Raw genomic sequence first — 26,826 nt, forward strand, 5'->3', positions numbered from 1 at the left:
CGATTCGCGGTTCGCGCTGCCGGCGCATTCCCGCAGCCTCCGCTTGGGACGCGGAAGCTTGCACATCGGGAACTGTCCTGCGACGCCTTATGCAAGCAGCGGAATGAGCTGATCCAATCTCGTAATTTCATGGCTGGGCACGATCTCCGGATTTTTCGCCTTTCCGCCCCGGTTGATCCATACCGATGTCATCCCGATCGTGTTCGCTCCGAGAATGTCGGTCGTAAGCTTGTCTCCAACCATGATGCCATCCTCTGGTTCGACTCCCAGCAGTTCAAGAGCATGGCGGAATATGCCGGCATCCGGCTTGCCTTTGCCGTAATTGCCGCTGATGACGATCTCGTCGAAGTAGGAGGTCAGCTCAGGCACGCCGAGCAGCTTCTCCTGCTGCAAATCCGGGGATCCGTTGGTCAGCAGAAGCAGCTTGTACTTGCCTTTGAGGGAGTCCAGCACCTCGAAGGTTTCCTCGTATACGATCGGCCGCTCGCGGCGTTCCTTCGGGAAGCGCTCGGCCAGCTCCGCTCCAAGCGCCGGATCGTCGACCCCGATGGCCGCGAGGCCGCGGGTCCAAGCATCCTTTCGGTAGCCTGGAGCGAGCTGCTCCAGCTTGCGGAACGATTCCAGCTCCCCCTCCGAAAAGCGGGCCCAAAGCCCTTCCAGCGGATTGATGCCGATTTGCTGCGTGAACGGGAACGTTTCATACGAGCTGTACAGCTCTCTCGCCTCCCGCTTCACTTCCTCCTCCAGCCGCTTCGGATCGACGCCCGCCTGCTCCTTGGCCCACTCGCAAGTGGCCTGGAAGGCTTCGTCCACGCTCCGCTCATCCCACAGGAGCGTATCGTCCAGATCAAAAAGTACCGCTTTCTTCGCCATCTCTCTCTTCCTCCCGAACCGTTATGTCCAAGCTGACGGCTGTAAGCCGGATGTCATTTCTGCGTAAAAGGAATGCCGTTGCGGGCGGCGAACTGCTCCAGGCTGACCGCCATACGGTCCGTAGGATATCGGTTCAGCACCCGGGAGAACACCCAGTTCGCACCTTTGACCTGCTCGATGACGACATAGCTTTTCATGACCGAGATGCCTTTGATGGCTTCTTTATTGAGACGCTTGTCGCCGGTCATGCGGCGCGTCTGCACAAAATCGGCTCCGACCGCCAGATAAGGGCGCCGCAGGAAGAACATCAAAGCCAAGAAGACGTACATCGCCACGACGATCCAGTTCCAGTTCGTCGCTCCTTCATCTTTTGGAAGGATCAGCACATACAAGGCGACGAAGAGCACCAGCATGATCGGGGAAATGTAGTTGCGGCCTTTGAACCGTTCCGTACGATCCCCGGACGCCGCAGGCTTGATCGCGGTCTGTCCCCTCTTTTTTCTAGTTGCATTGATTTGCGCCGAATTGCGGCGTACTTTGCGTTCCCAGGAACGAGACAATAGGGTCACCTCTGCCATAGATTTTGTTGGCCTTATTAGGACGGCTTGTCGGTATTACGTAAGCGGGCGGCTTCCCGTTTCGCGCGGAGACGCCGATGGCCGCCTGTCAGAGAGGCCTGCGGAATTTCTCCAGGAATCGCGTCGGATATTCCGAAGGCAGGCGGCTCGCCTCGTCCAAAGCTTCGAATTGCTCCTTCGTCAGCTCCCAGCCCGCAGCTCCCATGTTTTCTTCGTACTGCGCGTAAGTGCTCACTCCGAAGATCGGCGATGTGATGCCCTTCTGCTGGATGAGCCAGCGGAGAGCCGTTTGCGCAGGCGTCTTGCCGGCTTGCGCGGCTACCTCCTTAAGGACGTCCAGGATGCGGAAATTAGGATCTGTATTCCGGTATTGCCAGGAACTCTCGCCGGCATTCGCAGTCAGCCTGCCTTCTGTCGGCTCCTCGCGTCCGTAACGGCCGGTCAGGAAGCCCCCGCCAAGCGGCGCCCATGGAATGATGCCGACGTTCTCTTCCAGGCAGAGCGGCACCATCTCGCGGTCCATTTCGCGATTCAGGAGGCTGTATTGCGGCTGCACGCTGATGAAGCGCGACCATCCCCGGCTGTCGCTTATCGCGAGCGCCTTCATCATCTGCCAGGACAAGTAATTCGAGCATCCTATGTACCTGATTTTGCCGGCGGAGACGAGATCGTCCAGGGCGCGCAGCGTCTCCTCCAGCGGAGTGGCATGATCCCATACATGGACCTGGTAGAGGTCGATATAATCGGTGCCGAGCCGTTTCAAGCTCGCTTCCACGTTCTGAACGATATGCTTGCGAGACAGTCCGGCTCCGTTGATATGCTCTTCCGTCTGCATGCGGACCTTGGTGGCCAGCACATATTCGTCCCGATTGCCTGCGATCGCCCGTCCGACGATCTCCTCCGATCTGCCGCCGGCGTAGACGTTGGCCGTATCCAGAAAATTGCCGCCCTCGCCGCGAAAATGGTGGATCATGCGAGCCGCTTCTTCTTCAGGCGTCGTATTGCCGAACATCATCGTTCCGAGACACAGCTCCGAGACGGCTAGCCCGCTTTTGCCGAGCAATCGGTATTCCATTTTATTGGCCCCCCTTGTTCTCGTCATCCACCCATTCAATGTTGTCCAGCTGCTGCTTGAAATTGCGCTTGAAATTGGCCAGATACTGCTGTCTGAGCTGCGTCCGTTCTATGACTTCCTCAGGCGTCAGCCCGACAGATTTGTGCTTGCGGGAAAGCTCGTTGATCCTTGCGATCAAGGCATCGATATCCACTCGTCGTTCACCTCTGTTCATTGACGTTTCCTTCTAACTTTGAACTACGGAGAAGAGCTTGTCAAGAAAGCCAAAAAACCCCGGCGATGTCTCCCGGGGCTGATATCTATCGAAATGAAATTAGACTCTCAAAACGGGCGAGGCCTAAAAGAAGCCGTTCAAGATTGCTTGGGAATGATCAAGGTCTGACCCGCCTGCAGATCGGAATCCTTCAGGCCGTTGCGCTGCTTGATCATGAAGACGCTGCGCCTGATGTCATGGGAAAGGCCGGAATTCCCGGCGATGGACCAGAGAGTGTCTCCGCTCGTCACCGTGACGGTCAGCTCGCCCTCAGCTGCGGGGGCGATTCCAGAAGAGCTCGCTCCGGAAAATCCCCAAAAGCTGGAGAAGACCAGAAGGAACAGGAGGATTGACGCTGCATATGGAAGCAGGCGGCGCGGACGTCTGCTCCCGGCTGTCCTTGCCGAGACAGCGGAGGAACGGGGGATGAATCTGGAATCGCCGGGAACTGCTCCGGGACGGAAGCATTCCTTGAGATAATGATGTTCCTGCTTCTTCACTTGCCTGCGGACCGTTGCCTCAGAGCCTCGCTCCGGCGTGCTGTATCCAGATAAAGTCATCATGACCGTTCACTCCCCAAACGTTTGTTCTTATTCCCAGAATAACACGAACATTTGTTTTGGTCAACGCTTATTTGGAACGTATGTTCGCCGATCGGAATCGCTCTATGCGAACGGCTGTTTCTCGAACTTATGTTTGTACGAACTCGGGTTCTGTGCTATACTTTGCCTACATATTTCTTTCTACTAATTTCTAGTTTTGGAGTGATTGCGATGTCTAAAGTGTCCAACCGCCAGCAGGCCATTCTTGACTTCATCAAGAACGAAGTCCGGGACAAAGGCTATCCACCTTCAGTACGTGAGATCGGCGAGGCGGTAGGCCTGGCATCCAGCTCCACGGTGCATGGCCATCTGGACCGCCTGGAGAAGAAGGGCCTGATCCGCCGAGACCCTACCAAGCCGCGCGCCATCGAGATTCTCGACGGCGACGATGCCGCCATGCTGCCCTTTCCCGTCTCGATCAGCCGCGTTCCCGTCGTCGGCAAGGTAACGGCCGGAGTGCCGATCATGGCGACCGAGAACATCGAGGAGTACTTCCCTTTGCCGGCTGACTATGTCGGCGATCACGAGGTGTTCATGCTGAGCGTCGTCGGGGAGAGCATGATCGAAGCGGGCATACATAATGGCGATTACGTCATCGTCCGCCAGCAGCCTTCCGCCAGCAACGGCGATATCGTCGTAGCCATGACGGAAGATGACGAAGCGACGGTCAAGACGTTCTACAAGGAACGCGACCATATTCGGCTTCAGCCCGAGAACGCCTCCATGGAGCCGATCCGGCTCAAGAATGTGACGATTCTCGGCAAGGTAATCGGATTGTTCCGCAATCTTCACTGAGGCATGTCCCTTTTGGGCCAATAGGAAGTCCCTTCCATTACCCCTCCATATCCGGCTTTATTCACCCCTTCGCGCACTCTGACAGAGTGCGCGTTTGTTTTTCAAAGGTTCTTATTTTTCGCTGTTGTTCGCTGCTTTTCGCATTGTCATCGAAACTTTTCGTGGAAAAACTCGTTCAGGTAAATATGCTTGGAGCCCGGGTATTGAAAGCTCATGTAGAATCCCGAGGATTCAAGATGAACTCCGGTCAAGTACCGGCTTCGCACATAGGGCCTGATCAATCGGCGGAATCTTTCCTCCTGCCCGCTTCGTATCAGAACCGCCGCCTCCTTGGCGAAGGTGCCGCTGCCGGCCAGCTTCCGGTAGAGCGGCAGCACGGCCGCCGATAGCCTGCGGAGCACAGCTGCCGAAAAAGCGAATTGCGCCGTTCCGGGCGGAATGGTCGTCGCATTCGTGTACGCTCGAACAGGCGGTGGATAGTTGAAGTCCACGAAAAATCCGATGCCGTTCGTACTGAACGAATTGACCGGCGCAAGCGGAGCCTCCTCCTTGAACAGCTTCAACAGCGTATCGAGATCCGCCGCTCGTACTGCAGCGCTCCATTCCTCGGCGAATGGACGGCTTCTAACGAACCGGGCATAAAGCGGCAGCATGCTGGAGGCTGTCCGCGCGAGCACAAGCCCTGACACCCCAGCTCTCGGCTTTGATTGTCTGGCCACGCTCTTCCCCCCTGTTAACGAATCCTAACCGGAATGTTCCGGCAAGATGCCTATGAGTATGAGCCTATGCCGCCCTAAGATTGTCCGAGAACAAGAAAAAACGGCTTGTCCGATCGGACAGCCGCCGTCAAAGCTTATTGGGTTGATCTGCACTCTCTCATAATTGCTTTGTCATAAATACGCTATTTGGGTCTTCCTCATAGCCAGAGAACGGCCCGCATTCGATAAAGCCGAAGGACGCATACAAATCGCGGGCCGGAACAAAGGCATCCATGGAGCCTGTCTCCAAGCTGATTCGAGCATAACCCCTTCGTTTGGCTTCCTGGATAATATGATCAAGAAGCTTTCGGGCAACGCCCTTGCGCAAATGTCTCGAAGCCGTCCTCATGGACTTGAGCTCGCCATGGCTGGCGTCGAGCTCCTTGAGAGCGCCGCATCCGAGCAATTCCCCCTCTTCCCAGACGCTCCAGAAAGTGATTTCCGGCTTTTTCAATTCATTCAAGTCCAACGCGTGAATGCTTTCAGGAGGAGAATTTTCGGCCATCCCCCGGAGATGCTCCCCGATCAAAGCCCGGACATCAGGCCCGTTTAAGTCATCCAACATAATTCTCATCATTTCATTCTCTCCCCTGTCCAATCCATTACCTGTATTATATCGGTGTCCGGGTAGGGGAAAAAGGGAGAAATTAAAAAGCAATTTTCATCTTTTCAATCCTTTTCATCACCTAAATAGATTACGCTGATTCGCTGCTGGAACCACAGTGGCAGGCAGGCTCTTCACTCCAGTATTTTCTGCTGCACAAACGTAGCTGTAAACAAAAAAAAAGCCCTCCGACTAGTAAGTTCAGCGGGCTTTCTATATATGTTACAACGAAAATTAACTTAAGCAATCTGAATGATGACAAGATGTGCAGAGACGGATCTGGTTCCACCAGCAAGAGGAGTTATCGTTAATGCAGTTGAGTTCCCGGCTGGATTACGAACCGTGAGGATAGAATTTATCACTGTCGTTTGGACAAGGGCTGTGCCTACGATCTGCGATGTGCCCGTTGCCCGCCCAACTACCGTGTACGCGAGATCGGCGCCGTTAAGTGTCAATATGAGTTGCCCCGCCTCGGTCACACTCACCTGGAACAGAATCTGATAGGTTCCAATCGCAGCCAGGTTAAATGTAGTTGGACCTGTTCGTGTAATGGCAGTACCGCTTGTTGGCCCATTTTGAGGAAAGCTGACATCAGTACCCGGTGCGACTGTTGCAGCATTATCGGGTGGCATCAAGGCGAAAAAGTCTGAAAAAGCGAGTACTCCGCCTGTTGCTCCTGTGGTTCCAGTAGCTCCTGCTGCTCCTGTGGCCCCTGCTGCTCCTGCTGCTCCTGCTGCTCCTGTCGCTCCTGTTGCTCCTGCGGTTCCGGCCGGGCCTGTTGCTCCCGTTGCTCCTGTTGCCCCAACTCCTGGTCCAGTCGCTCCCGTCGCGCCCGCAGGGCCTGTTGGCCCGATAGCTCCAGTTGTCCCTATTCCCGTTGGCCCTGCTAGACCTGTTGGCCCCGTTGCTCCTGTGGTTCCAGTAGCTCCTGTGGCTCCTGCTGCTCCTGTGGCTCCTGCTGCTCCTGTGGCTCTTGTGGCTCCTGTGGCTCCTACTGCTCCTGTTGCTCCTGCGGTTCCGGCCGGGCCTGTTGCTCCCGTTGCTCCTGTTGCCCCAACTCCTGGTCCAGTCGCTCCCGTCGCGCCCGCAGGGCCTGTTGGCCCGATAGCTCCAGTTGTCCCTATTCCCGTTGGCCCTGCTAGACCTGTTGGCCCCGTTGCTCCTACTGGACCTGCAGGTCCAGTAGGACACGGCAGACAAATGCCTTGCGGTCCTGTTGGTCCTGGAGGCCCTTGCGGTCCTTGCGGTCCTGGAGGACCTGGAGGACCCGGTAATCTTCCCATTAATGTACACTCCCCTCTTGTTGTGGAATCGCTCATAGGACGTATCTTTATTTGCAAGCTATTCCATTTATTAAAGCTTTATTCCTACAAGAAAAGTCAAATCGAGCTTGGATATGGGTATTGAAGAGCGTCCGTTTGACTTTCGGTTGAAGGTTGAGTTGTACTCCTTTCCACACCCTTAGGCCCGGTCAGGTCAAGCTTGGTTTCTTATGTCCGGAGATCCCCTTCAGGATCAACTTTTTTATTCCTTCAAATAAAATAAAATCAAATCATTTGTTCTGTAAGAAACAAATCGGTCCAGTCCAACCATTTCGTATTTGTTAGAAGGTTTATACTCAACACATCCATCGGAAACGTGACCTTTGCACAGGAGCCTGCAATCACTGGCACTCTCATCATATGGGACAGAAACAATTTATCATTGAAAGAGCCAATGTGGCTAAGAACCGCATGAACCGCATTTAGGGTGACTAACGGAGAACTTTAGTTCAGCGATTCAGGAGCAGTTTGCCGACACCGCAGCTGCTCCTTCTGTCGTTAAGCTAATAGACAGGATAACGCTATTATTTCTCGAATGGTAGGAGTAACAAAGTTTAAGGTGCGCAGGAGGCCACGGCATGTTGAAACTATTCGAGTATAACTGGCAAGTTCGCAAAGATTGGTTTGACTGGTGCGATACAGTGAGCGAGGAAGAGTTGATGAAAAGACGCACCGGCGGCATAGGGTACATCCTTTCCACTCTGTATCACATTGTGGCAGTCGAGTATGGCTGGATATGCGGTGGTATACAAGAAAAAGCGATTACAATCCCTCAGTTTGAGGAAGTGGCAAGCTTGCAGCAAATAAAAGATTTTTCAGGCCGTTGCCACTTGGAACTCGCTCCATTTGTGTATGATTGGAAGGATAGTTTGGAAGACCGCATGATGATTGATATCACGGATGAAGGGGAACGGGAATCCCATAAATACGGCGAAGTAATGCGGCACGTGATCGCCCACGAAATCCACCACATCGGTCAATTGTCTATATGGTCACGAGAAATCGGAAAGAAGCCGGTTACTGCAAACTTGATTGGCAGAGGATTATTCGATATTTAACGTAGCCATGTCCTATTGAACAACGGGATACGTTAGCTCAATGAACCGCCCCCCATGTAGGGCGGTTTTCTTTAGGTTGAAAATCAACATTAAGATTTAACATAGCCTAGAACAAAAAAGCCCGCCGACCACAAGGCCAGCGGGCTATTTCATCGGCTCACTTCAAACTGAGCAATGCTTCTACATTTCGGATATTTGCTGCAGCCGTAGAAATCGCTCTTCGGTCCTTTCCGCCGGACCATAGGCGCTCCGCACTTCTTACACGTTTCTTCTTCAGGGAAAAGACTTTTGCTGTTGACCAAGTACACAGCTTTGCACTAAAAATTTCAGAATGGTTCATCCAGTAACGTCCCATTAAATGCATTAAAAGTAACTGATGGATAAGCAGGCATTTTACTTGTCGCATCAAAAGTAGTATTACCACCGTATGTCTCAACATATCTGTATAAATCGCTGTAGAAAAAACATAAGAAAAAGGATAGTTTTTCTTTTCAGCAGCTGAAGCACTAAAGGGTGATACCACAATTGAAGGTCATCCAAGAAATGCTCGGACATCTATGCCCACATCTCCAAAAAAATAGAGGATGCCAGCATGGAGAAGTTCGAAGCCTTCACCAAGGGCATCCTCAACAATTTTGAAGTTCGGGGGCAAACGGGGGGCAGCCAGAAATAATACACTGATTCCTTGAAAATGCCCCCTGATAAAAATCTCTACAATCCCTTGATACTACTGGGATTCCTCTCTTAGTACAGAGTCAGGTACTGATCGCGTTCCCACTCATGCACCTGCGTCTTGTACATGTCCCACTCGATTTCCTTGAGCTCGTAGAAATGCGCCAGGGCGTGGTCGCCGAGAGCTTCCGTAATGATCTCGCTGCGCAGCAGCTCGTTCAGAGCTTCGCGAAGATCCTCCGGCAGGCTCGGGATGCCGTCCTCCAGACGCTCTTCGTCGGTCATGACGTAGATGTTGCGGTCGATCGGAGCCGGCAGCGGCAGCTTGTTCTTGATGCCGTCCAGGCCGGCCTTCAGCATGACGGCCAGAGCCAGGTACGGATTCGCGGCCGGATCCGGGTTGCGCACTTCGACGCGGGTGCTGAGGCCGCGGGAAGCCGGAATGCGGATCATCGGGCTGCGGTTGCTTGCCGACCAGGCGACGTAGCTCGGCGCCTCGTAACCCGGCACCAGACGCTTGTAGCTGTTGACGGTCGGATTGGTGATGGCGGTCATCGCGCGGGCATGGCGCAGAAGGCCGGCCATGTAGTAACGCGCCGTCGGGCTGAGTCCCAGCTGATCGTCCTCGTCGTAGAAGGCGTTCTCTCCGCCGCGGAACAGCGACTGATGGCAGTGCATGCCGGAGCCGTTGACTCCGAACAGCGGCTTCGGCATGAAGGTCGCGTGCAGGCCGTGCTGGCGGGCGACCGTCTTGACGACGAGCTTGAACGTCTGAATCTGATCGGCCGCTTTGATAGCGTCCGCGTATTTGAAGTCGATCTCATGCTGGCCTGGAGCGACCTCGTGATGGGAGGCCTCGATCTCGAAGTCCATCTCCTCGAGCGTCAGCACGATTTCGCGGCGGCAGTTCTCGCCGAGGTCCATCGGCGCCAGATCGAAATAACCGCCCTGGTCGTTGAGCTCGGTCGTCGGCTCGCCCTTCTCGTTCGTCTTGAACAGGAAGAATTCGGGCTCAGGACCTACGTTCATCGCAGTGAAGCCCATTTCCTCGGCTTCCTTGAGCACGCGCTTCAGAATGCCGCGGGGATCGCCGGCGAACGGCGTGCCGTCCGGCATGTAGATGTCGCAGATCAAGCGGGCGACGCGATCCTGCGTAACCCACGGGAATACGACCCAAGTGCTGAGGTCGGGATAAAGATACATATCGGATTCCTCGATACGGACATAACCTTCGATCGAGGAGCCGTCGAACATCATTTTATTGTCGAGAGCTTTCTCAAGCTGGCTGACCGGAATCTCGACGTTTTTGATCGTGCCCAGCAGATCCGTGAATTGGAGACGGATGAATCTGACGTTCTGTTCCTTGGCGATGCGCATGATATCTTCTTTGTTGTAACTCACCGTATCTACTCCTCACATCATAAAATAGGTTATGGCTAGCGTTTGTTCGGGAAAAAGCGGCTCAGCTGGCCTTGGATAAGCGATGCTTTGCCAGGACGCTTCTCTTGCAGCTGCTGCTTCAGGAGCAGGCGAAGCTGGGAATCGCTGAGCTCGCGGCGCTTCACTTCGGATATCTCCGTCATGATGGTCGCATCCTCGGATTCCTTGGAGACCGGGTTCATCACCTGCTTGATTCCGGCGATGTTGACTCCCTTCTCGATGAGGGATTTGATCTCCAGCAGCCTTTCCACGTCGTTAAAGGAAAACAGCCTTTGGTTGCCCGAGGTGCGCGCCGGGACAATCAATTCATGCTGCTCGTAATAGCGGATTTGGCGTGCGGTCAGGTCCGTGAGCTTCATCACGATTCCGATCGGAAACAAAGCCATATTGCGGCGTATATCGTCAGCCATGTTCACATCAACCTTCCAATCGCGATAAGTTATGAACCTATTGTAATCGCGCGACATAAAGGTGTCAAGTCATGTTAGGTTCTTGTGTAAGTTTAACTAACAATAATACCCTGCTGCTCCAGTCTTTGAAGCGACTGCAGCAAGGCGTACTTGACATGGGAGTAGGTCAATCCGCCTTGCATGTAAGCGATATAAGGCTCGCGGATGGGCGCATCGGCAGACAGCTCCAGGCTTCCTCCCTGGATGAACGCGCCGGCCGCCATGATGACCGGATGCTCGTACCCCGGCATGTCCCATGCCTCCGGCACGACATGCGAGTCGACAGCAGCCGCAGCCTGAATGCCTTGCACAAATGCCGTGAGAGCGTCGGGCGAGCCGAATCGGATCGCCTGAATGAGATCCGTGCGCGGATCGTTCCAGGCCGGAGAAGTTTCGAACCCGAGCTCTTCGAACATCGCCGCCGACAACACGCTGCCCTTCAAGGCCTGTCCGACGAGATGCGGCGCCAAAAACAGGCCTTGATAAATGCCGCGCAGCGTATCCAGCATCGCTCCGACCTCGGAGCCGATGCCGGGCGCCGTAAGCCGGTAGGCGGCAGCCTGGACGGCATCGGCCTTGCCCGCTATGTATCCGCCTGTCGCGGCAAGTCCGCCCCCGGGATTTTTGATAAGCGATCCTGCGATGAGATCGGCTCCGACCTCGGTCGGTTCCGACAACTCCGTGAACTCGCCGTAGCAATTGTCGACGAAGACGAGCACATCCGGCTTCATGGATTTTACTCGGCGGACCATCTCTCCGATCTGATCGACGGTGAACGAAGCTCTCCAGTCGTAGCCCCTCGAGCGCTGAATGCCGATGACGCGGGTCCGTTCCGTGATGAGCGTCTCCACCGCTTCCCAATCGACGCCGCCATCCGGCGCCAGCGCCGCCTCCTTGTAGAGGATTCCCCAATCCTGAAGGGATCCGGTGCCGTCGCCGGGCTTGCCTATAACCTTGTGCAAGGTGTCGTAAGGACGTCCGGTCACGTATAACAGTTCGTCCCCGGGACGGAGCAGTCCGAACAGCGCCGTGCTGATCGTATGCGTGCCGGACGCAAAATGAGGCCGCACGAGAGCGGCCTCGGACCGGAAGACGTCGGCATACACGAGATCGAGCACTTCGCGCCCCCGATCGTTGTAGCCGTAGCCGGTGGATCCGTTGAAATGAAAATCGCTGACCTTATGCTTCTGAAACGCTTCGATGACCTTCCATTGATTGCGCTCGGCGACGAGATCCAGTTCCGCGAATCGGGATTGAACCTTTTTTTCTGCCGCCTGCGCAAGCTTCATGAGCTTGTCCAACTTGTATTCAGTCTCCTTGCTGTGTCGTAATTCCGGCGCTGGTCCGCGACTGGCGGTAAGGCTCCAGCTGATGTCCGTTCACTTCGTAATCCGCGCGGTTGAGCTCCACCGTCAGCCATAGGACGTCTCCGTCCGCTTCCCGCTCCAGCACCTCGCCGCAACGGTAGGCAAGCGCGATCAGGTCCCCGCGGTCGGCCGGCAAGGCAAACGACCGGGTTTCCCCCGAAAGCTCGTCCTGAATCGCCTGCAGCAGACGGCTCCGGTCCGCAGCGTCGTAGGCGCTGATGAGCAGCTGCCGAGGACCGCTGGACGGAAGCAGGCTTCTGAGCGCTCCTCCGACCAGATCCTTCTTATTATACACGAGCAGGAGCGGCTTGTCCGATGCCCCGAGCTGCTGCAGCAGCTCCTCGACGACCCGCATCTGCTCGCGCCGCATCGGGGACGAGCTGTCCACGACATGCAGGATCAGGTCCGCCTCCGCGACTTCCTCCAGGGTGGCGCGGAACGCGGCTACAAGATCATGGGGCAGGTTCTGGATGAAGCCTACCGTATCCGTGAGTACGACCTCGTTGCCGCTTGGCAGGACCAGAACCCGGGAGGTCGGGTCCAGAGTTGCGAACAGCCGGTTCTCGACCAGCACGTCGGCGAGCGTAAGCTCATTCATCAGCGTCGACTTGCCTGCGTTCGTATATCCGACAAGCGCGACTTGGGTTACGCCCGTCTTGCGGCGCCGCTCCCGGTGAAGCTCGCGGGTGCGCGTCAGCTCCCGCAGATGGGCCTTGAGATCGGTGATGCGTCCCCGGATATGCCTCCGGTCGGTCTCAAGCTTGCTCTCCCCCGGCCCGCGCGTGCCGATACCGCCGCCGAGGCGGGACAGATTTTTGCCGTGTCCCGACAGGCGCGGCAGCAGGTAGCTCAGCTGGGCGAGCTCGACCTGGATGATGCCTTCCCGGGTTTTCGCCCTTCCGGCGAATATATCGAGAATAAGCTGGGTCCGATCGATGATTTTGGCATCAAGCGATTGTTCGAGATTGCGCACTTGCGCACCGGACAGCTCCTGGTCGAAAATGATCGTTGTCGCTCCGAGCTCTTCCTTGACGGCGCGGATCTCCTCCACCTTGCCTTTGCCGACGAGCCATTTGGGATCGGGCGCTTCCTTGTTCTGAATGACAGTCGCAAGCACTTCGACGCCGGCCGTATCGGCCAGGTTGGCGAGCTCTTCGAGCGAATGCTCCGGATCCGAAGGGCCGCGCTTCGCCTCCTGGGTGACCAGACTGACGAGAATGGCCCTGTCGGGCACGCCATGATCCGTTTCATAGGTTGTCGTATCCAAGCTTCGCGAAGCTCCTTTCGCCTTATCCGAGTTCACCAGGCTGCTTGACCTTTCCCTCCCAGCGCATGTCTTCCGGACGGATGCTCATTAGCTCCTGCCTGCCGGGACTGGCCGACGCATACTGGTTGAGGAGCCTGACGGCCTGGTGGCGGATGGATTTTTCAATCAGATTGCGGACATAGCGGGCATTGCTGAACGAATAGAGCGTAGCCGTCTTTTCCTGTATCAGATGGCTCCTCAGCTTGAAGACGGTCTGAGGGAGCAAGGAATAGTCCCGGTCTTTGGCCATCAGCTCAGCGATCTGTATGAGCTGGTCCACCGAGTAGTCGGGAAAGTCGATCTGGATCGGAAATCTCGAAGGCAGTCCGGGATTCGTTAGAAGAAAATGCTCGATCTCGAGCGGGTAGCCGGCCAGAATGAGGACGAACTGGCTGCGATAGTCCTCCATCGCCTTGACGAGCGTATCGATCGCTTCCTTCCCGAAATCCTTCTCCCCGCCTCGCGCCAGGCTGTAGGCTTCATCGACGAACAGGACGCCTCCCAGCGCCTTTTTCACGAGATCGCGGGTTTTTTGCGCGGTATGCCCGATGTATTCGCCGACAAGATCCGCCCGCTCGACCTCGATGAGATGACCCTTGGACAGCAGGCCCATCTTCTGGAACAGCTTGGCGACGATGCGGGCGATCGTCGTCTTGCCGGTGCCGGGATTGCCCTTGAATATCATATGATAGACTTGCGCTCCGCCAGAGAGCCCGGCTTCCGAGCGCATCTGGCTGATTAGGAGCAAGGCATAGATTTCATAGATCAGCGATTTGACCCCTTCCATGCCGACCATATGCTCCATTTCCTTTTGGATTTCGGCATAGGGATCGGCTGCGGGAGCCTGCCTGGCCGCTCCCGCAGGCTCGGGATAATCGACCTGCTGGGCGGCTGCGGAGGATGCTCCGAGACCGTACGTCTCATGGCTTCGCAGCACGACATTTATTTGGCGGGAGGGCCTTGCGCCCTGATGTCCCGAAGCGGCGTGTCCGTTCATCCGCGGCATCACCTGTCCTTCCTGCAATTGAATGGCTCTACAAATTGTATTCGGGACAGCAGAGCCATATTAACAGAATCAGACAGACTTCAGATCGGACTATGAACGGTTGCTAACGGCCTTCATACGGACTTGAGCCCGACCAGCATGAGCAGCTTGTCCAGCTGCCACTTGCCGTACGCAAGCGTCTCCCGGGTTTCGTTGGCTGCTGCGTTGAGCACTTTGGATTTGACGGAACTTACGACCGGGTCGGGAAACCCGAGGAACCGCGCCATGTCGAGCGCCCTGGAGGCATGATACTCATGCGTAATGATCAGATAGGACTTGATGCCGGCAGCCTCGCCGGCCTTCCGGCTGAACACCAGGTTCTCGTATGTGCTTGTCGCCCGGTTCTCGAGAATGACGGCATCCTTGGGCACGCCGCGCGAAACGAGATAGACTCTCATCCCCTGTGCTTCGGTGAGCTTGGAGCCGTTGCGGTCGAGACCTCCGGAGACGATCAGCTTCTGCACTCTCCCGGCTTGGTACAGCTTCAGCGCCTGATCCAGCCGCTCCTTGAGTCCAGGGCTCGGCGCATCGTTCCAGAGAGCGGCTCCGAGCACGATTCCAGCCTCCCGCTGCGGCACAGGATTGGGTGGAGAATAATGCGTGATCTGCCAGAACAGGTACCCCGCTGCAAATACGCCGAGAGCCCCGACAATCAGGCAAGCGCGCACAAGGCGGCCCAGCAGGCCGCCATGTCGGTTTTTTTTGCGCCGGGCGGCAGGCTTCTTCGCCGTCCCGGTCTTTTTTGTCGGCTTCGGCTTGTTCGTCCCCGCCTCTGCCGCCTTCATGATTCGCTGACCTCGCCCATTCGTTCGGCCAGCGTCTTGCGGTGGCGCAGGCTGAGCGTAAAGTAGCGGAAGCGGCCGTTCTTGATGGCGGCAAGCAGCCTTCCAGCCGTCTTCCGGGCCATCGCCGCTTCCTTGCGCGTCACATCGCCGTCGCGGATCGCATCCTCCAGCTCATCCTCGTCCATCAGGAACACTTCTCCCGTAGGAAGCACGACGATATCCAGATAAAGATCGTCGAACCAGGGAACCTGCTGGTCCGTCAGGCCTTGCGTCTTGCAGATATCGATGTACCACTGCACGACCTTGCCCTTGTCGTCGAACATGGTCGTGACGACGAAGTGCTCGCCGCGGGGAAAATGCTGCATCCAGAGATAGCCCCGGTCGGCCAGGCAGAGCCTCCGTCCGTTGTACTCCTTCCAGAGCGGCTCCCGGAGGTCGTGAATCCGGTAAAACGTGACCAGCCCTCTGAAATCCTCTCCGTCAAGCGTCAGGCAAGTGTAGCTTTTGCGCAGGATACGCCGCCAGTTGGCCCGATCCGAAAATTTTCGTTTCATATGGAACGTACCCTTTCCCTTAAGATGCGGCAATGGCGCTGCGACTATGCTCGGTTCGCCCCTGCCTTTTTTCCGTGTTTCCTTTAGTTGACAGCTTACCACATCTTACTGTCCATCTCCAGCGGTAACGCCAAATAAGACCAACCTGCCTTGGCCATGTCAAGGCGAAAACAGCCGCTTCAAAAGAAAATATCCCCGCTCCGGATTGGGAGCGGGGACAGGAACGATCTTATTGGACGACCGAGTTGAACGACATGATCCATACGGAGCCGGCAACGATCGTGATGACGATGACAAAGCCGAGCACCAGCGCCATGACGTTGTACCGAGGCTTCTCGCCTTCGTTGATATGCATGAAGAAGAAAAGCTGGACGAGAAGCTGCAGAATCGCTGTGACGAGAATGACGAGCAGCGTCCCCGTCCGGGACATCAGGCCGTTGAATACGACGAGCATCGGGATGACAGTCAGTATGATCGAGATGATGAATCCGATCGTATAAGACTTGAGCGACCCGTGGTTATGCTCCTCGTGATGGCCATGTCCGTGGCCGTGGGAATCGGAATGCGGGCTCATCTACATCACCCCCATGAGGTAAACGACGGAGAACAGGAAGATCCAGATCACGTCGAGAAAATGCCAGTACAGGCTGAAGTTCGAAATCTTGCGCTTCGTTACCGTTGTAATTCCGTGCTTGCGCAGCTGGAAGATCAGCCCGATGCACCAGAAGATGCCGACGGTAACGTGGATTCCGTGGGTGCCGACCAGGGTGAAGAACGCCGACAGGAATGCGCTCGTGCCGATGTTCGCTCCTTCATGGACGAGGTTCACGAACTCCGTGACCTCGAGGTAAAGGAACGCCGCTCCGAGCAGGAGCGTCATGATCAGCCAGAAAATCATGCCGCTCAGCTTTTTGGCCTGCATCTGGAGAACGGCCAGGCCGCTCGTGAAGCTGGACGTAAGCAGGAGGAACGTCGAGGCGACGAATCCCGGAATCTCGAACAGCTCCTTGCCCGAAGGTCCGCCGTTCGTATGGCCGACCAGGACGACATAGGTCGCGAACAAGGTGCCGAACAGCAGAGTATCGGATACAAGGAACAGCCAGAAGCCCGCTGTCTTGAGCGACTCCTGTTCCTGGGTATGATGCTCGTGGACCTCAGGAGAGACGATATGCTGCTGCATTAGTACGACCTCCCTAATTTCCGTTCCGTCTCGATGACCTCATCGACCGGAATGTAATAATCCACATCGTAGCTGAATGACCGGGCGAACAGGCTGCCGAAGACGCCCAGTGCGCCGACGATGATCATCCAGGTCCAGTGGAACGTGAAACCGAAGCCCACGAGGAAGAAGAAGCTTGCCATGACGAATGGAATGGCGGAGTTCTTCGGCATATGGATCGGCTCCAGCTGCTGCTTCGGACGCTCGATTCCTTTCGCCTTGTCTTCCTTCACATGGAACCAGTCGTCGGCATGCTTCACCTGAGGCACAACCGCGAAGTTGTATACCGGAGGCGGAGATGGGATCGACCATTCCAGCGTTCTGCCGTTGCCGCCCCATGCATCGCCGGTTGCCCGTTCGCCCTTGCGGACGCTGTAGGCGATCTGCCATACCTGGAACAGGAAGCCGATGCCCATCATGAAGGCGCCGATCGTGCTCGTGAAGTTGAGCGCAGCCCAGCCGCGGTCCCAGCCGTACGTGTAGACGCGGCGCGTCATGCCGTCAAGGCCGAGGAAGTACTGCGGGAAGAAGCAGACGTAGAAGCCGATGTTCCATGTCCAGAACGCCCAGCGTCCGCGCTTCTCGTCGAGCTTGAAGCCGAACAGCTTCGGCCACCAGTAGTAGATGCCGGCGAGGTAGCCGAACACGACGCCGCCGATGAGCACCTGGTGGAAGTGGGCGATCAGGAAGTAGCTGTTGTGGTACTGGAAGTCTGCCGGTGCGACGGCGAGCATGACGCCCGTCGCTCCCCCGACCAGGAAGCAAGGAATGAAGCCCATCGTCCAGAGCATCGGACTCTGGAAGCTGATTCTCCCTCGGAACATGGTGAAGAGCCAGTTGAACACCTTGACCCCGGTCGGGATGGCTATCGCCATCGTTGTGATCGCGAAGAACGAGTTGACGTCCGCGCTCGAGCCCATCGTGAAGAAGTGATGAACCCAGGTGAAGAACGACAGGACGCTGATGACCATCATTGCGAAGACCATCGACTTGTAGCCGAATATCGTCTTCTTCGAGAAGGTGGCCACGATCTCCGAGAAGATGCCGAAGGCGGGAAGCACGACGATATATACTTCGGGGTGGCCCCACATCCAGATCAGGTTGACATACATCATCGACATGCCGCCGCCGTCAAGCGTGAAGAAGTGGGCCCCGAAATAGCGGTCCAGGAACAGCAGCGCCAGCGTGATCGTCAGAATCGGGAAGGCGAACAGAATGGTGATGCACGCCGAAAGCACGGACCAGGAGAACAGCGGCATTTTCATCAGCTTCATGCCTGGCGCGCGCATTTTCAGAATCGTGACGATGAAGTTGATGCCGGTAGCGAGGGAGCCGATACCGGAAATCTGGATGCCCCAGATGTAGAAGTCCTGGCCGACGCCGGGACTGCCCGAGAGCTCCGACAGAGGCGGATAGCTGAGCCATCCCGCATCGGGAGAGCCGCCGATGACGAACGATACGTTCAGCAGCATCGCACCCATCAGGAACAGCCAGAAGCTGAGCGCGTTCAGGAACGGGAACGCGACGTCGCGGGCTCCGATCTGCAGAGGCACGACCATGTTGAAGAGAGCGAACATCATCGGCATCGCCATGAACAGGATCATGATCGTGCCGTGCGTGGTGAAGATGGCGTTATAGTGGTCCGCCTGCAGGAACTCCACGTTCGGGAGCGCCAGCTGCGTCCGCATGAGCAAGGCGTCGACGCCGCCGCGGAACAGCATGAGCAGCGAGGCGATCAGGTACATGATGCCGATTTTCTTATGGTCGACCGTCGTCAGCCATTCGCGCCAGAGCCATTTCCACTTCTTGAAGTAGGTCAGGACGAAGACGATGGCAATGCTGACGAGAGCGATGGATACATCCGCGCCATAGATGAGCGGATCGCCGGTGACGAAGAAATCGGCGGCAAAGTCTTTTATCGAATCCAACATGGATGAATTTCCTCCCCTTGGCCGCCTAGTGGTTCATTTCGGGCTGCGATAGGCCCGATGTCTGATTTGCTGCATCCGGCTCGGAGCCGGAGCTTTCGTTGCTGCCGTCCTTCACGGGATAGGCGCCGCGGATATCCAGGCCGTTGGCCGGATGATGATGCCCGCCGTTTTTGATGACGATCGAGTTGAACAGGTTCGGGTCCATGGAGCCGAAGGTTTGAATATCCGCCGTTCCCTTGACCGAGAGCTTGTTGTAGGCGGCGTTGTCCAGCTTCGCCGTCTCCTGCTGCGACTTGCTTACCCAGTCGTTGAAGTCGTCCTGGGACATCGACTTCACGGTGAAGTTCATCTTGGCGAAGTCGGTGCCGGTGAAGTTGGCTCCGGAGCCGAAGTATTCGCCTGTTTCATCCGCCTGCAGCCACATCCTCATCGCCATGCCCGGCATCGCATACGTCTGGCCGCCGAGCTGCGGAATCCAGAAGGAGTTCATCGCCGCGCTGGACGTCAGAACGAACTGGATCGGAGTGTTCTCCGGAATGTTGATGTAGTTGATCGTCGCGATGTCCTGATCCGGATACTGGAACAGCCATTTCCAGTCCATCGACGTCACCTGAATCGTCACCGGCGCTACATGGGCGGTTTCGGCCGGCGGCTTGACGAGCTTGTACGTATCCCGGACCGTGAAGTATCCCAGCAGCACGACGATGACGATCGGGATCCCCCACCAGATCGCCTCCAGCTTCGTGCTGTGAGACCAGTTCGGCTCGTACGGCGCCTTGTTGTCCGGCTTATCGCGGTACCGCACGATTATGAACGCAAAAATGCCGAGTACAGGCACAATAATGACCGCGCACAAAATGACGGAAATCCAGATCAGGTTTTTCTGAATCTCCGCGACCGGACCTTTCGGATCCAGCACCATGAGGCTGCCGGACCATACCACCACGATGGCCACAGCAGCTATGGCGAGGGCAATCCCGAGCCCCCATAGCCATTTGTGTGAATTTTTCATCGTTTCATCTCCTTTTGGCCATCTCCATCCTGCTATTACCCATTAACCGAGTATGCTCTTGACAGAACATTTCCTCTCTCGTGTTACAGCATAGCAAAAAGGACGCCTTTCGGCGCCCCCGTTAACGAATCCGTCTTATTTTTGTGCGATTTCCGTAAAATGTTGTTCATTGAATGTCCTTATATTTGCGAAATATTACCGTCCCCTGCCGGGACGCTCCCCGCCTTCGCCGGTATGGCTGCCGATATACTCGTCCGCCAGCGGGAACATGAAGGAAGCGATATAAACGACGGGCGCGGCTATGAGGCAGCCTACGCCTGCCATGAGCGCCATATTGCCGTCATTGAACGGGTACAGGAAGCCTGCGCACAAAACCGCCCCTGCCGCCAGCACCGCCCAGGCGTAGATCCTCAGCCATCTTCCCATTCCAGCCGCGCCATGCTTGCCCATAATGGAGATCCCTCCTCTGCTAGTACAGCATATGAGGGAAATTCACATCATGTTCACACATTCGGCGGAACATCAGGCAAAGGGAATCAGCTTTCCTTGATTTCGACGTTTTGGATGCTCACCGATTGAGTCGGCTTGCTGGGCTCGCCTTGGGCATTTTTCTCGACCGGAGTGGCGGCAATCTTGTCCACGACATCCATTCCGCCCGAAATCTCGCCGAAGATCGTATAGTTCGGAAGCTGGCTCAAGCTCTCGACGCTTGGACCCGTGCCGATAAAGAACTGGCTGCCTCCCGTGTCGGCTTGTCCCGTATTGGCCATCGCCACGACGCCTTTCTTGTAGACATGGCCGTTGTTCAGCTCATCCGGTATCGTATAGCCCGGGCCGCCTGCCCCCGTGCCCGTCGGATCTCCCGTCTGGATCATGAAGTCCTGAATGATCCGGTGAAAAACGATGCCGTCAAAATAGTTGTGCCGCGCCAGAAAGACAAAGCTGTTGACCGTTTCGGGCGCATCCTTCGCGAAAAGGTCGATCGTGAACTCGCCATCCGTCGTGGTGACGACCGCCTGATAGGTTTTGGAGGTGTCGATCGCCATGTCGGGCTTTTTGCTCCAGCTTTTGGCTGCCGATCCGCCGGCATCGCCAGATGCATTGCTGGCCGGCTTACTGGCGCCTGCGCCAGAGGATTCGTTGCCCGCATTCTTCGCTCCGCAGCCCGCCGCAACAATAGCGGTGCCGAGCAGGAGGATGGACAGAGCTTTAAGGTTCTTTTTCATGTTGTCATGACTTCCTTTTCCGTAAAGGTTATGGTTTCGGAATGCGGCATCAGGTGGAAAGGACATCGGAGCTTGAGTGGAATTGGCTCTGGTGTCATATGGAACGGGCATCGGAGCTTGCATTGTCGCAGCTCAGATGCCCGATTGCACTAAGGTCCGGTCGATTCAGCCGGAACCGAAGGTAGTGCGGCTGCATCGCCGGAGGAGGTGCCGGACGTTCCGTCGCCGCTGCCCGTCCCCCCGGCATCGGCCGGAGTCGAGGTCGGCGTCGGGGTCGGCGTCGGCTGGGAAGTCGATTCCCCGCCCTGCTGTCCGCCTCCTTGGCCGTTACCATTCCCGCTGCCGTTGTTTCCATTGCCGCTGCCGTTTCCATTATTGCCATTACCGTTGCCGTTATTTCCATGGCCGTTCCCGTTGCCATTGTTTCCGTTCCCGTTGCCATTGCCGTTGTTTCCGTTTCCCTCGTTCCCTTCCCCGCTGCCGTCATTCCAGCCAGGAGTCGGCGAAGGGCTGATCTCGACTGTTGGAATTTCAATCGCGATCCGGGCCGAAGGAGGTCCTTCCAAGCCGGATTTGCTGTCATAGGCCGTCACGTAATATTCGTACGACATGCCGGGCGCCACGTTCATGTCATCGGCGCTTCCCGCAGCGGCGGAATCAAGCGCGCGGCTGAATTCAGCCTGGGAGGAATCCTTGCGGTAGATCCGGTAGCTGATTCCATCACCCTCGACAGGAGTCCAGCGCAGCGACACGAGCATTTGGTTCGGATCGTAGGAGCCCGTCAGATTCTTGACCTGATCAGGCGCATCCGAAGCCGGCGGCGTCGGCGTCGGTTCCGAAGGAGCTTTCCCGAACGAGCCCTTCGGCACGTCCTTCATCGCCTTGGACATGACCTTCGAGAACAATGCGGCCGCTGCGGAACTGCTCTTCTTGAGCAAATGCTCCTTGTCGGTCTTGTCGTAGCCCATCCATACCGCGGCGGTCCACTCCGGCGTATAGCCGACGAACCAGGCGTCGCGGTTGTAGCTGGATTTGAGTCCGCTGATGCCATGCTGCGTCGTGCCGGTCTTGCCTGCCAGCGGCCGGTCGATGGCCGCTCCGCGGCCCGTGCCGCCCGGGCCGACGACGCCTTGCAGAAGCTCCGTCATGTAAGCCGCCGTCTGCTCCTTCATGAGCTGCTTGGGCTTCGCTGCGGCATACTGGTATCTCGTCTCCTGAGAATGGTCGACGATCTTGACGATCGTATGAGCGTCCACCGACTTGCCGTCATTGGCGAATGCGCTGTACGCTGTCGCCATCTGCAGCGGGGTTACGCCATGAGACAGCCCGCCCAGCGCGATCGCCAGATTGCGGTCGTCCTTGTCCAGCGGCATGCCGAGCTTGCCGGAGAAGCTTACTCCCTTGCTGACACCGATTTCGTTGAGCAGCCATACCGCGGAGGCGTTGCGGGACTCCATGATCGACTGGCTCATGCTGACAGGACCGATGTACTTGTTTTTGTTGGAATCGGTAGGACAATAGCTGCCGTAGCATTTCTTGTCGTCCCGCAAAGTCGATCCGGGCGTGTAGTCGCCCGTCTCCAGCGCCGGCCCGTATACGGTGATCGGCTTGAAGGAAGAGCCAGGCTGCCGCGGAACCGTGACGCGGTTGAGTCCCTTGCGCACGTAATCCCGGCCGCCGATCATCGCCTTTATCGAGCCGTCGCTATGGTCCATGATGACCATGGCCGCCTGCTGCTTCTGCTCGTCCGGACTTTTCTCGAAGTTGCTGTCGTCGTCGAACTCGTCCTCGATCGTCTGCTGGGCCGTGGCGTTCAGCGACGTGTAGATCTTGTATCCGCCCAAGCGGATCTCATCCTCGGACATATCCATGACCTGCATGGCTTCCTTGACGGCAAAATCGACATAGGTGAGGAATTTGTTGCGGTCGCTGCCGGAATTGAACTCGCCCGGCGGCTTGTAGACGACCGCCTTGGCTTGGTCCTCCTCCTCTTGCGTAATATAGCCCTGGTCGTTCATCAGGGTAAGGACGACGGCCCGGCGCTGCGTCGAGCGCTCGATGTCATCCTTCGGATTATAATAGCTTGGCGCCTTCGGAATGGCGGCAAGAGTAGCCATCTGCCACAGCTTGAGGTCTTCAAGGCTGCTGTTGAAGTAATATTTGGCGGCGAGCTTCACGCCATAGATGCCGTTGCCGAAGTAGATCCGGTTCAGGTACATCGTAAGAATTTCGTCCTTGGTCATCTGGTTTTCCAGGGCAACGGCGATCGAAGCCTCCGTCGCTTTGCGGAAAAACGTCTTGTCCTGGTTCAGGAACAGGTTGCGCGCCAGCTGCTGCGTGATCGTGCTCGCGCCTTCCTTGGCGCTCCGCGCGATGACGTCCTTGACGAGCGCGCGCCCGATGCCGAGCATGTCGATGCCGGAATGCTCCTCGAAGCGCTTGTCTTCCGTCGCGATGAACGCGTCGCGAAGCAGCTCCGGAAGCTCCGAGAACTCGGCGTTCTGGCGGTTGACGCTGGCCAGGCTCGCGATTTTGTTGTTGCTGGAATCATAGACGACGGAAGCCTCCGTCAAGCTGAGCACATCCTTGTTGGCGGCGAGGATGCGCTCGCCGTTGAGGATGACCAGCAGGTAGCCGACGATACCGGCGACGACGGCGAGAGCTCCCGCGAAAAACAAGCCGTAGAACCATTTCCGCTTGCGGCTGATCCGGCCTTTTTTCCTCTTGCCCTTCTTGCTTGCCGGCTGCGCCGGATAATCCCCTTTTTTTCTCTGGTCTGGCATGTCTATCGTTCTCCTTCCGGTCGGTCTCTTCTGTCCCGATATAGGTATACCCTTGGAAACAGAAGAACAACCCTGCCGGAGAGCGGGTTGTTCTTCGGACCGATATTTCCTTAACGAAGCTGCTGCAGGAAAGGTTTCACCGCACTCGCGGCGGCATAGCCTGTCCTAGGATTCCGAGGAGCTGTCCTGCGGCTGCATGAGCGATACGTTGCGCTGAGGCGTGAACGTCGAGATCGCATGCTTGTACACCATTTGCTGGCGTCCGTCGGAATCGATGATGATCGTGAAATTATCGAAGGCGCGGATAACCCCGCGGATCTGGAAACCGTTGGTGAGGTAAACCGTGACCGGGATGCTGTCCTTGCGGAGCTGGTTCAGGAACGTATCTTGAATATTAATGGATTTGTTCATTGGAAGTTACCCCCGTCAAAAAGGATTGTTAGTGGTATATTCAAGATCGACTGCAAACTTTCCTGCTAGTATAGCATGGATAAGCTCCAAATTGTTGTGAAAATTTTCCCCGGCGTCGATCCAATGAATGTCCTTCATATGCCGGAACCAGCTCAGCTGGCGCTTGGCGAATCTTCTCGTATCCCGCTTGAGCAGCTGGACGGCTTCCTCCTTCGTCGTCCCGCCTCTCAGCCAGGGAACGAGCTCCTTGTATCCCAGCCCCTGCATGGCCACGGCGTTCTCCGGCACGCCTTGCTCCAGCAAGCGGGCGACCTCCTCCGGCAGCCCGGCCTCCATCATGAGATCGATTCTCTCCTCGATTCTGCCGTACAGCTCCGCACGGTCCATCTGCAGTCCCAGAATAACCAATTCGTAGGGCGACTCTTTTTTCTGTCCGGCGAGCTGGCTGCTCATCGTTTGCCCCGTCACATGGACAATTTCCAGCGCCCGGATGACTCTTCTCACATCGTTGGGATGCAGCTTGGCCGCGGACTCGGGATCGGCGGCAGCCAGCCTGGCATGCAGGGCATCGACGCCATCGGCATCCGCGAGCTTCTGGAGCTCCGCACGGAAGGCTTCGTCCGAGCCCGCCTCGGAGAACCGGTATCCGTAGCAGACCGACTCGATGTAGAGTCCGGTGCCGCCGACAATGAATGGAAGCTTGCCGCGGGCTGCGATCTCCGGAATGAGGCGGCTGCACGCTTCCTGGAAGTCGGCGGCCGAGTAGGGCTCGTCCGGATTCCGGATATCGATGAGATGGTGGGGAATCCCCTCCATCTCATCACAGGGAATTTTGGCCGTGCCGATGTCCATTCCCCGGTAGACCTGCATGGAGTCTCCCGAGATGATTTCCGCGTTCCATGCCTTGGCAAGCTCCAGGCTCAGCTTCGTCTTGCCGACGGCCGTCGGCCCGACCAGAACGAGAAGCGGCTGTTTAGTCAATTCGAATCACTCCGTATCCGACAGCGGATGTCTTTTTCCCCGGACAGCGCTCGAAGCCGAGCCGCTGAAACTCCGGGCTGTTGTTTTTTTCCTTGAGCAGCACCGTTCTTCTCGCTACCCGAACCGCTTCCCGGACGGTCTCCGCCGCAAGCGCGCCGTGATTCGCCAAGCCGCGCAGAGGCTCGATCGAGCTTGATTCCTGCACAGGATCGCGGAACATGGGATCAAAGTAGACGATATCGAAGCTGTCGTCCGGCAGCGACTTCAAATAGTCGGCATGTCCGGCGAGCACCGGCCGGATGCGCCGGAAAGCCTCATTGACGTCCTCGAGAGGCGTCTCATAGCTCAGAAGCCCTTCCCGGACAACGGCATGCAGCACCGGCTCGCTCTCCAGCGCCGTCACGCTCCCCTCCGGTCCGGCCGCATACGAGAAAACGATGGAATCACCGGCAAGTCCGGCCGTGCAGTCCAGGACGCTGTCTCCCGGACGGCAGCCGGCCAGCTCCACCAGCGGATCGGACTCTCCCTTGCGCAGCCGCTTCACGCGAACGTAGGCCATGCTGGGATGGAAATAAAAGGGCGGCTCGTCGGGGCCGCCGTAATAACGAAGCTGCGTGCTCGTGGCGACCAGCAGCTCCTTGTCGCCGTAAGCTGCGGCCAATTGGCCGAGCGTGCGTCCTCTGCGGCTGACGAGCCGCGCGCCCAGCTCCTCCGCCAGGCGGGCGGCAGCGTCGAGCATGTCTCCGCTCGGCTGATCCGTCGTCGTGACGATCATGACATCACCCGTTTGAACATTTTCTCCAGCTGATAGTTGGAAATATGGACCAGAATCGGCCTGCCGTGCGGACAAGTATAAGGCTGCGCGCAGGCGGCCAGCCGGGCGAGAAGGGCTTCGCCTTCCTCCCGGCTCAGCCGGTCGTTCGCCTTGATGGAAGCTTTGCAGGAGCACATGATGGCCGCCTCCTCACGCAGCTTGGCGATGTCCACCGCCCGCTTCTCGCGCAGCACCCACTCCGCCATCTCCTCGACGAGCTGCTGCTCCTCGCCCTTGGGGAACCAATGGGGATGGGAGCGGACGAGGAACGATTGGGGACCGAACGGCTCCAGCTCCACGCCTGCTTCCGCCAGCAGCTCCAGCCTCCCGGCCAGCTGCTGGGCGTCCGCGCTCGTATATTCCAGCGTGAAGGGAACGAGCAGAACCTGGCTCTCGCTGCCCGGCTCCCCGAACTTGCGGTAATAGTATTCGTAATTGATCCGCTCGTGGGCGGCATGCTGGTCGATCATGTACATGCCTTCCTCGTTTTGCGCGATCAGATAGGTGCCGTGCATCTGGCCGACCCAGCTGAGCTCCGGGAAGCCCGTCCCGCCTTCGGGGGCATCGGAGAGGCTGCCCGCCGCTCCGGGGAAAGATTCCGACGGACTGTATGAACCCCCGGATTCGGCAAAGCCGGCTTGAGGGGACAAAGCCAGCCCGCCGACCTCCGGCTTGGGGCCGGAAGCGCCGCTGACAAGGCCCGCGGGCTCGTCGCCTGCCGGACCGGGAGCGGAGGCATTGGCTCCGCCTGCCAGGGCGGGAACAGCGGCATAAGCTCCGCCTTCCTGCTCCCGCACGGCTCCGGCTCGGTCTGCCGCCATACCGGAGGCAGGCGCGTACAGCCGCCGAGCGGCGTCAGGCGGAACGGCGGGACTCCCCGAGGCGGCTGCAGCGCTGCCCGGAGGCGGGCCCT

General features: G+C 57.3%; 28 protein-coding genes. 2 read left to right on the forward strand and 26 right to left on the reverse strand.

Annotation, left to right across the window (positions count from 1 at the left end):
* Positions 1-87: 87 nt before the first annotated feature.
* From PHU01S_RS01795 to PHU01S_RS01815, 5 genes are all read right to left on the reverse strand, one after another.
* Positions 88-873, reverse strand: a complete 786-nt coding sequence (locus tag PHU01S_RS01795) for an HAD family hydrolase (RefSeq protein WP_127505772.1) — start codon at positions 871-873, stop codon at positions 88-90.
* A 53-nt stretch (positions 874-926) separates the two neighbouring features.
* Positions 927-1,442: a hypothetical protein gene (locus PHU01S_RS01800; RefSeq protein WP_232312963.1), complete on the reverse strand. Its 516-nt coding sequence runs from the start codon at positions 1,440-1,442 to the stop codon at positions 927-929.
* A 97-nt stretch (positions 1,443-1,539) separates the two neighbouring features.
* The gene (locus tag PHU01S_RS01805; protein ID WP_048745891.1) at positions 1,540-2,526 is read right to left on the reverse strand and encodes an aldo/keto reductase; all 987 of its coding nucleotides are present in this window, start codon (positions 2,524-2,526) and stop codon (positions 1,540-1,542) included.
* A gap of 1 nt (position 2,527) precedes the next feature.
* A complete protein-coding gene (locus PHU01S_RS01810) occupies positions 2,528-2,740 on the reverse strand; it encodes a DUF896 domain-containing protein (protein WP_373864513.1) in 213 nt (70 codons plus the stop codon).
* 137 nt (positions 2,741-2,877) lie between these two features.
* A complete protein-coding gene (locus PHU01S_RS01815; RefSeq protein WP_021877445.1) occupies positions 2,878-3,342 on the reverse strand; it encodes a LysM peptidoglycan-binding domain-containing protein in 465 nt (154 codons plus the stop codon).
* Positions 3,343-3,552: 210 nt separating this feature from the next.
* On the opposite strand from PHU01S_RS01815, the gene lexA reads away from it, so the two are divergent.
* On the forward strand, positions 3,553-4,176 hold the full coding sequence (lexA, locus tag PHU01S_RS01820) for a transcriptional repressor LexA (protein WP_048745894.1): 624 nt from the start codon (positions 3,553-3,555) through the stop codon (positions 4,174-4,176).
* 146 nt (positions 4,177-4,322) lie between these two features.
* Here the strand turns inward: lexA and PHU01S_RS01825 are convergent, their stop codons facing one another.
* The gene (locus tag PHU01S_RS01825; RefSeq protein ID WP_069202424.1) at positions 4,323-4,895 is read right to left on the reverse strand and encodes a hypothetical protein; all 573 of its coding nucleotides are present in this window, start codon (positions 4,893-4,895) and stop codon (positions 4,323-4,325) included.
* 157 nt (positions 4,896-5,052) lie between these two features.
* Positions 5,053-5,508 carry a GNAT family N-acetyltransferase gene (locus tag PHU01S_RS01830; RefSeq protein ID WP_048745923.1) on the reverse strand — a complete coding sequence of 152 codons (456 nt, stop codon included), beginning with the start codon at positions 5,506-5,508 and terminating at the stop codon, positions 5,053-5,055.
* A 1,930-nt stretch (positions 5,509-7,438) separates the two neighbouring features.
* On the opposite strand from PHU01S_RS01830, the gene PHU01S_RS01840 reads away from it, so the two are divergent.
* Positions 7,439-7,918, forward strand: a complete 480-nt coding sequence (locus PHU01S_RS01840) for a DinB family protein (protein ID WP_049867294.1) — start codon at positions 7,439-7,441, stop codon at positions 7,916-7,918.
* Positions 7,919-8,067: 149 nt separating this feature from the next.
* On the opposite strand, the gene PHU01S_RS26545 is transcribed toward PHU01S_RS01840, so the two are convergent.
* The 19 genes from PHU01S_RS26545 to PHU01S_RS01935 form a co-directional block, all read right to left on the reverse strand.
* Positions 8,068-8,160 (reverse strand): topoisomerase DNA-binding C4 zinc finger domain-containing protein, encoded by a 93-nt coding sequence (locus PHU01S_RS26545; RefSeq protein WP_084781259.1) that lies wholly within the window; start codon positions 8,158-8,160, stop codon positions 8,068-8,070.
* 502 nt (positions 8,161-8,662) lie between these two features.
* Positions 8,663-9,991, reverse strand: a complete 1,329-nt coding sequence (glnA, locus tag PHU01S_RS01850) for a type I glutamate--ammonia ligase (protein ID WP_021882093.1) — start codon at positions 9,989-9,991, stop codon at positions 8,663-8,665.
* A gap of 35 nt (positions 9,992-10,026) precedes the next feature.
* On the reverse strand, positions 10,027-10,440 hold the full coding sequence (locus tag PHU01S_RS01855; protein ID WP_048745897.1) for a MerR family transcriptional regulator: 414 nt from the start codon (positions 10,438-10,440) through the stop codon (positions 10,027-10,029).
* Between the two features lie 92 nt (positions 10,441-10,532).
* Positions 10,533-11,768, reverse strand: a complete 1,236-nt coding sequence (locus PHU01S_RS01860) for a methionine gamma-lyase family protein (protein ID WP_049869620.1) — start codon at positions 11,766-11,768, stop codon at positions 10,533-10,535.
* Between the two features lie 19 nt (positions 11,769-11,787).
* Positions 11,788-13,113 carry a GTPase HflX gene (gene hflX, locus PHU01S_RS01865; protein WP_127505776.1) on the reverse strand — a complete coding sequence of 442 codons (1,326 nt, stop codon included), beginning with the start codon at positions 13,111-13,113 and terminating at the stop codon, positions 11,788-11,790.
* A gap of 22 nt (positions 13,114-13,135) precedes the next feature.
* A complete protein-coding gene (locus tag PHU01S_RS01870) occupies positions 13,136-14,149 on the reverse strand; it encodes an AAA family ATPase (RefSeq protein ID WP_127505778.1) in 1,014 nt (337 codons plus the stop codon).
* A gap of 122 nt (positions 14,150-14,271) precedes the next feature.
* Positions 14,272-14,982, reverse strand: a complete 711-nt coding sequence (locus PHU01S_RS01875) for a YdcF family protein (protein ID WP_127505780.1) — start codon at positions 14,980-14,982, stop codon at positions 14,272-14,274.
* Entirely contained in the window at positions 14,979-15,536 is a 558-nt protein-coding gene (locus PHU01S_RS01880; protein WP_048745902.1) for a ribonuclease FAU-1 family protein, read from the reverse strand. Before PHU01S_RS01880 ends, PHU01S_RS01875 begins: the two co-directional genes overlap by 4 nt.
* Before the next feature lie 229 nt (positions 15,537-15,765).
* Positions 15,766-16,110 (reverse strand): cytochrome o ubiquinol oxidase subunit IV, encoded by a 345-nt coding sequence (gene cyoD / locus PHU01S_RS01885; protein WP_021879844.1) that lies wholly within the window; start codon positions 16,108-16,110, stop codon positions 15,766-15,768.
* Positions 16,111-16,716 carry a cytochrome o ubiquinol oxidase subunit III gene (gene cyoC, locus PHU01S_RS01890; protein ID WP_048745903.1) on the reverse strand — a complete coding sequence of 202 codons (606 nt, stop codon included), beginning with the start codon at positions 16,714-16,716 and terminating at the stop codon, positions 16,111-16,113.
* Complete coding sequence (locus PHU01S_RS01895) at positions 16,716-18,686, reverse strand: cbb3-type cytochrome c oxidase subunit I (protein WP_021879846.1); 1,971 nt, start codon at positions 18,684-18,686, stop codon at positions 16,716-16,718. The genes cyoC and PHU01S_RS01895 overlap by 1 nt, the downstream gene beginning before the upstream one ends.
* Positions 18,687-18,711: 25 nt before the next feature.
* Complete coding sequence (qoxA, locus tag PHU01S_RS01900; RefSeq protein WP_049867293.1) at positions 18,712-19,698, reverse strand: cytochrome aa3 quinol oxidase subunit II; 987 nt, start codon at positions 19,696-19,698, stop codon at positions 18,712-18,714.
* 195 nt (positions 19,699-19,893) lie between these two features.
* Complete coding sequence (locus PHU01S_RS01905) at positions 19,894-20,148, reverse strand: hypothetical protein (protein WP_049867292.1); 255 nt, start codon at positions 20,146-20,148, stop codon at positions 19,894-19,896.
* A gap of 86 nt (positions 20,149-20,234) precedes the next feature.
* On the reverse strand, positions 20,235-20,924 hold the full coding sequence (locus tag PHU01S_RS01910) for a peptidylprolyl isomerase (protein ID WP_127505782.1): 690 nt from the start codon (positions 20,922-20,924) through the stop codon (positions 20,235-20,237).
* A gap of 149 nt (positions 20,925-21,073) precedes the next feature.
* A complete protein-coding gene (locus tag PHU01S_RS01915) occupies positions 21,074-23,707 on the reverse strand; it encodes a transglycosylase domain-containing protein (protein WP_127505784.1) in 2,634 nt (877 codons plus the stop codon).
* A gap of 165 nt (positions 23,708-23,872) precedes the next feature.
* Positions 23,873-24,118, reverse strand: coding sequence for an RNA chaperone Hfq (gene hfq, locus PHU01S_RS01920; protein ID WP_021879853.1), 246 nt, complete (start codon positions 24,116-24,118; stop codon positions 23,873-23,875).
* A gap of 15 nt (positions 24,119-24,133) precedes the next feature.
* Positions 24,134-25,099 (reverse strand): tRNA (adenosine(37)-N6)-dimethylallyltransferase MiaA, encoded by a 966-nt coding sequence (gene miaA, locus PHU01S_RS01925; RefSeq protein WP_127505786.1) that lies wholly within the window; start codon positions 25,097-25,099, stop codon positions 24,134-24,136.
* On the reverse strand, positions 25,092-25,874 hold the full coding sequence (locus PHU01S_RS01930; RefSeq protein WP_127505788.1) for a class I SAM-dependent methyltransferase: 783 nt from the start codon (positions 25,872-25,874) through the stop codon (positions 25,092-25,094). The genes miaA and PHU01S_RS01930 overlap by 8 nt, the downstream gene beginning before the upstream one ends.
* On the reverse strand, positions 25,871-26,826 hold a 956-nt coding region (locus PHU01S_RS01935), incomplete at its 5' end, for a DNA mismatch repair MutL family protein (protein WP_507763343.1). The genes PHU01S_RS01930 and PHU01S_RS01935, both read right to left, overlap by 4 nt.

This window comes from Paenibacillus humicus NBRC 102415, assembly GCF_004000905.1.
Classification (GTDB): domain Bacteria; phylum Bacillota; class Bacilli; order Paenibacillales; family Paenibacillaceae; genus Paenibacillus_O; species Paenibacillus_O humicus.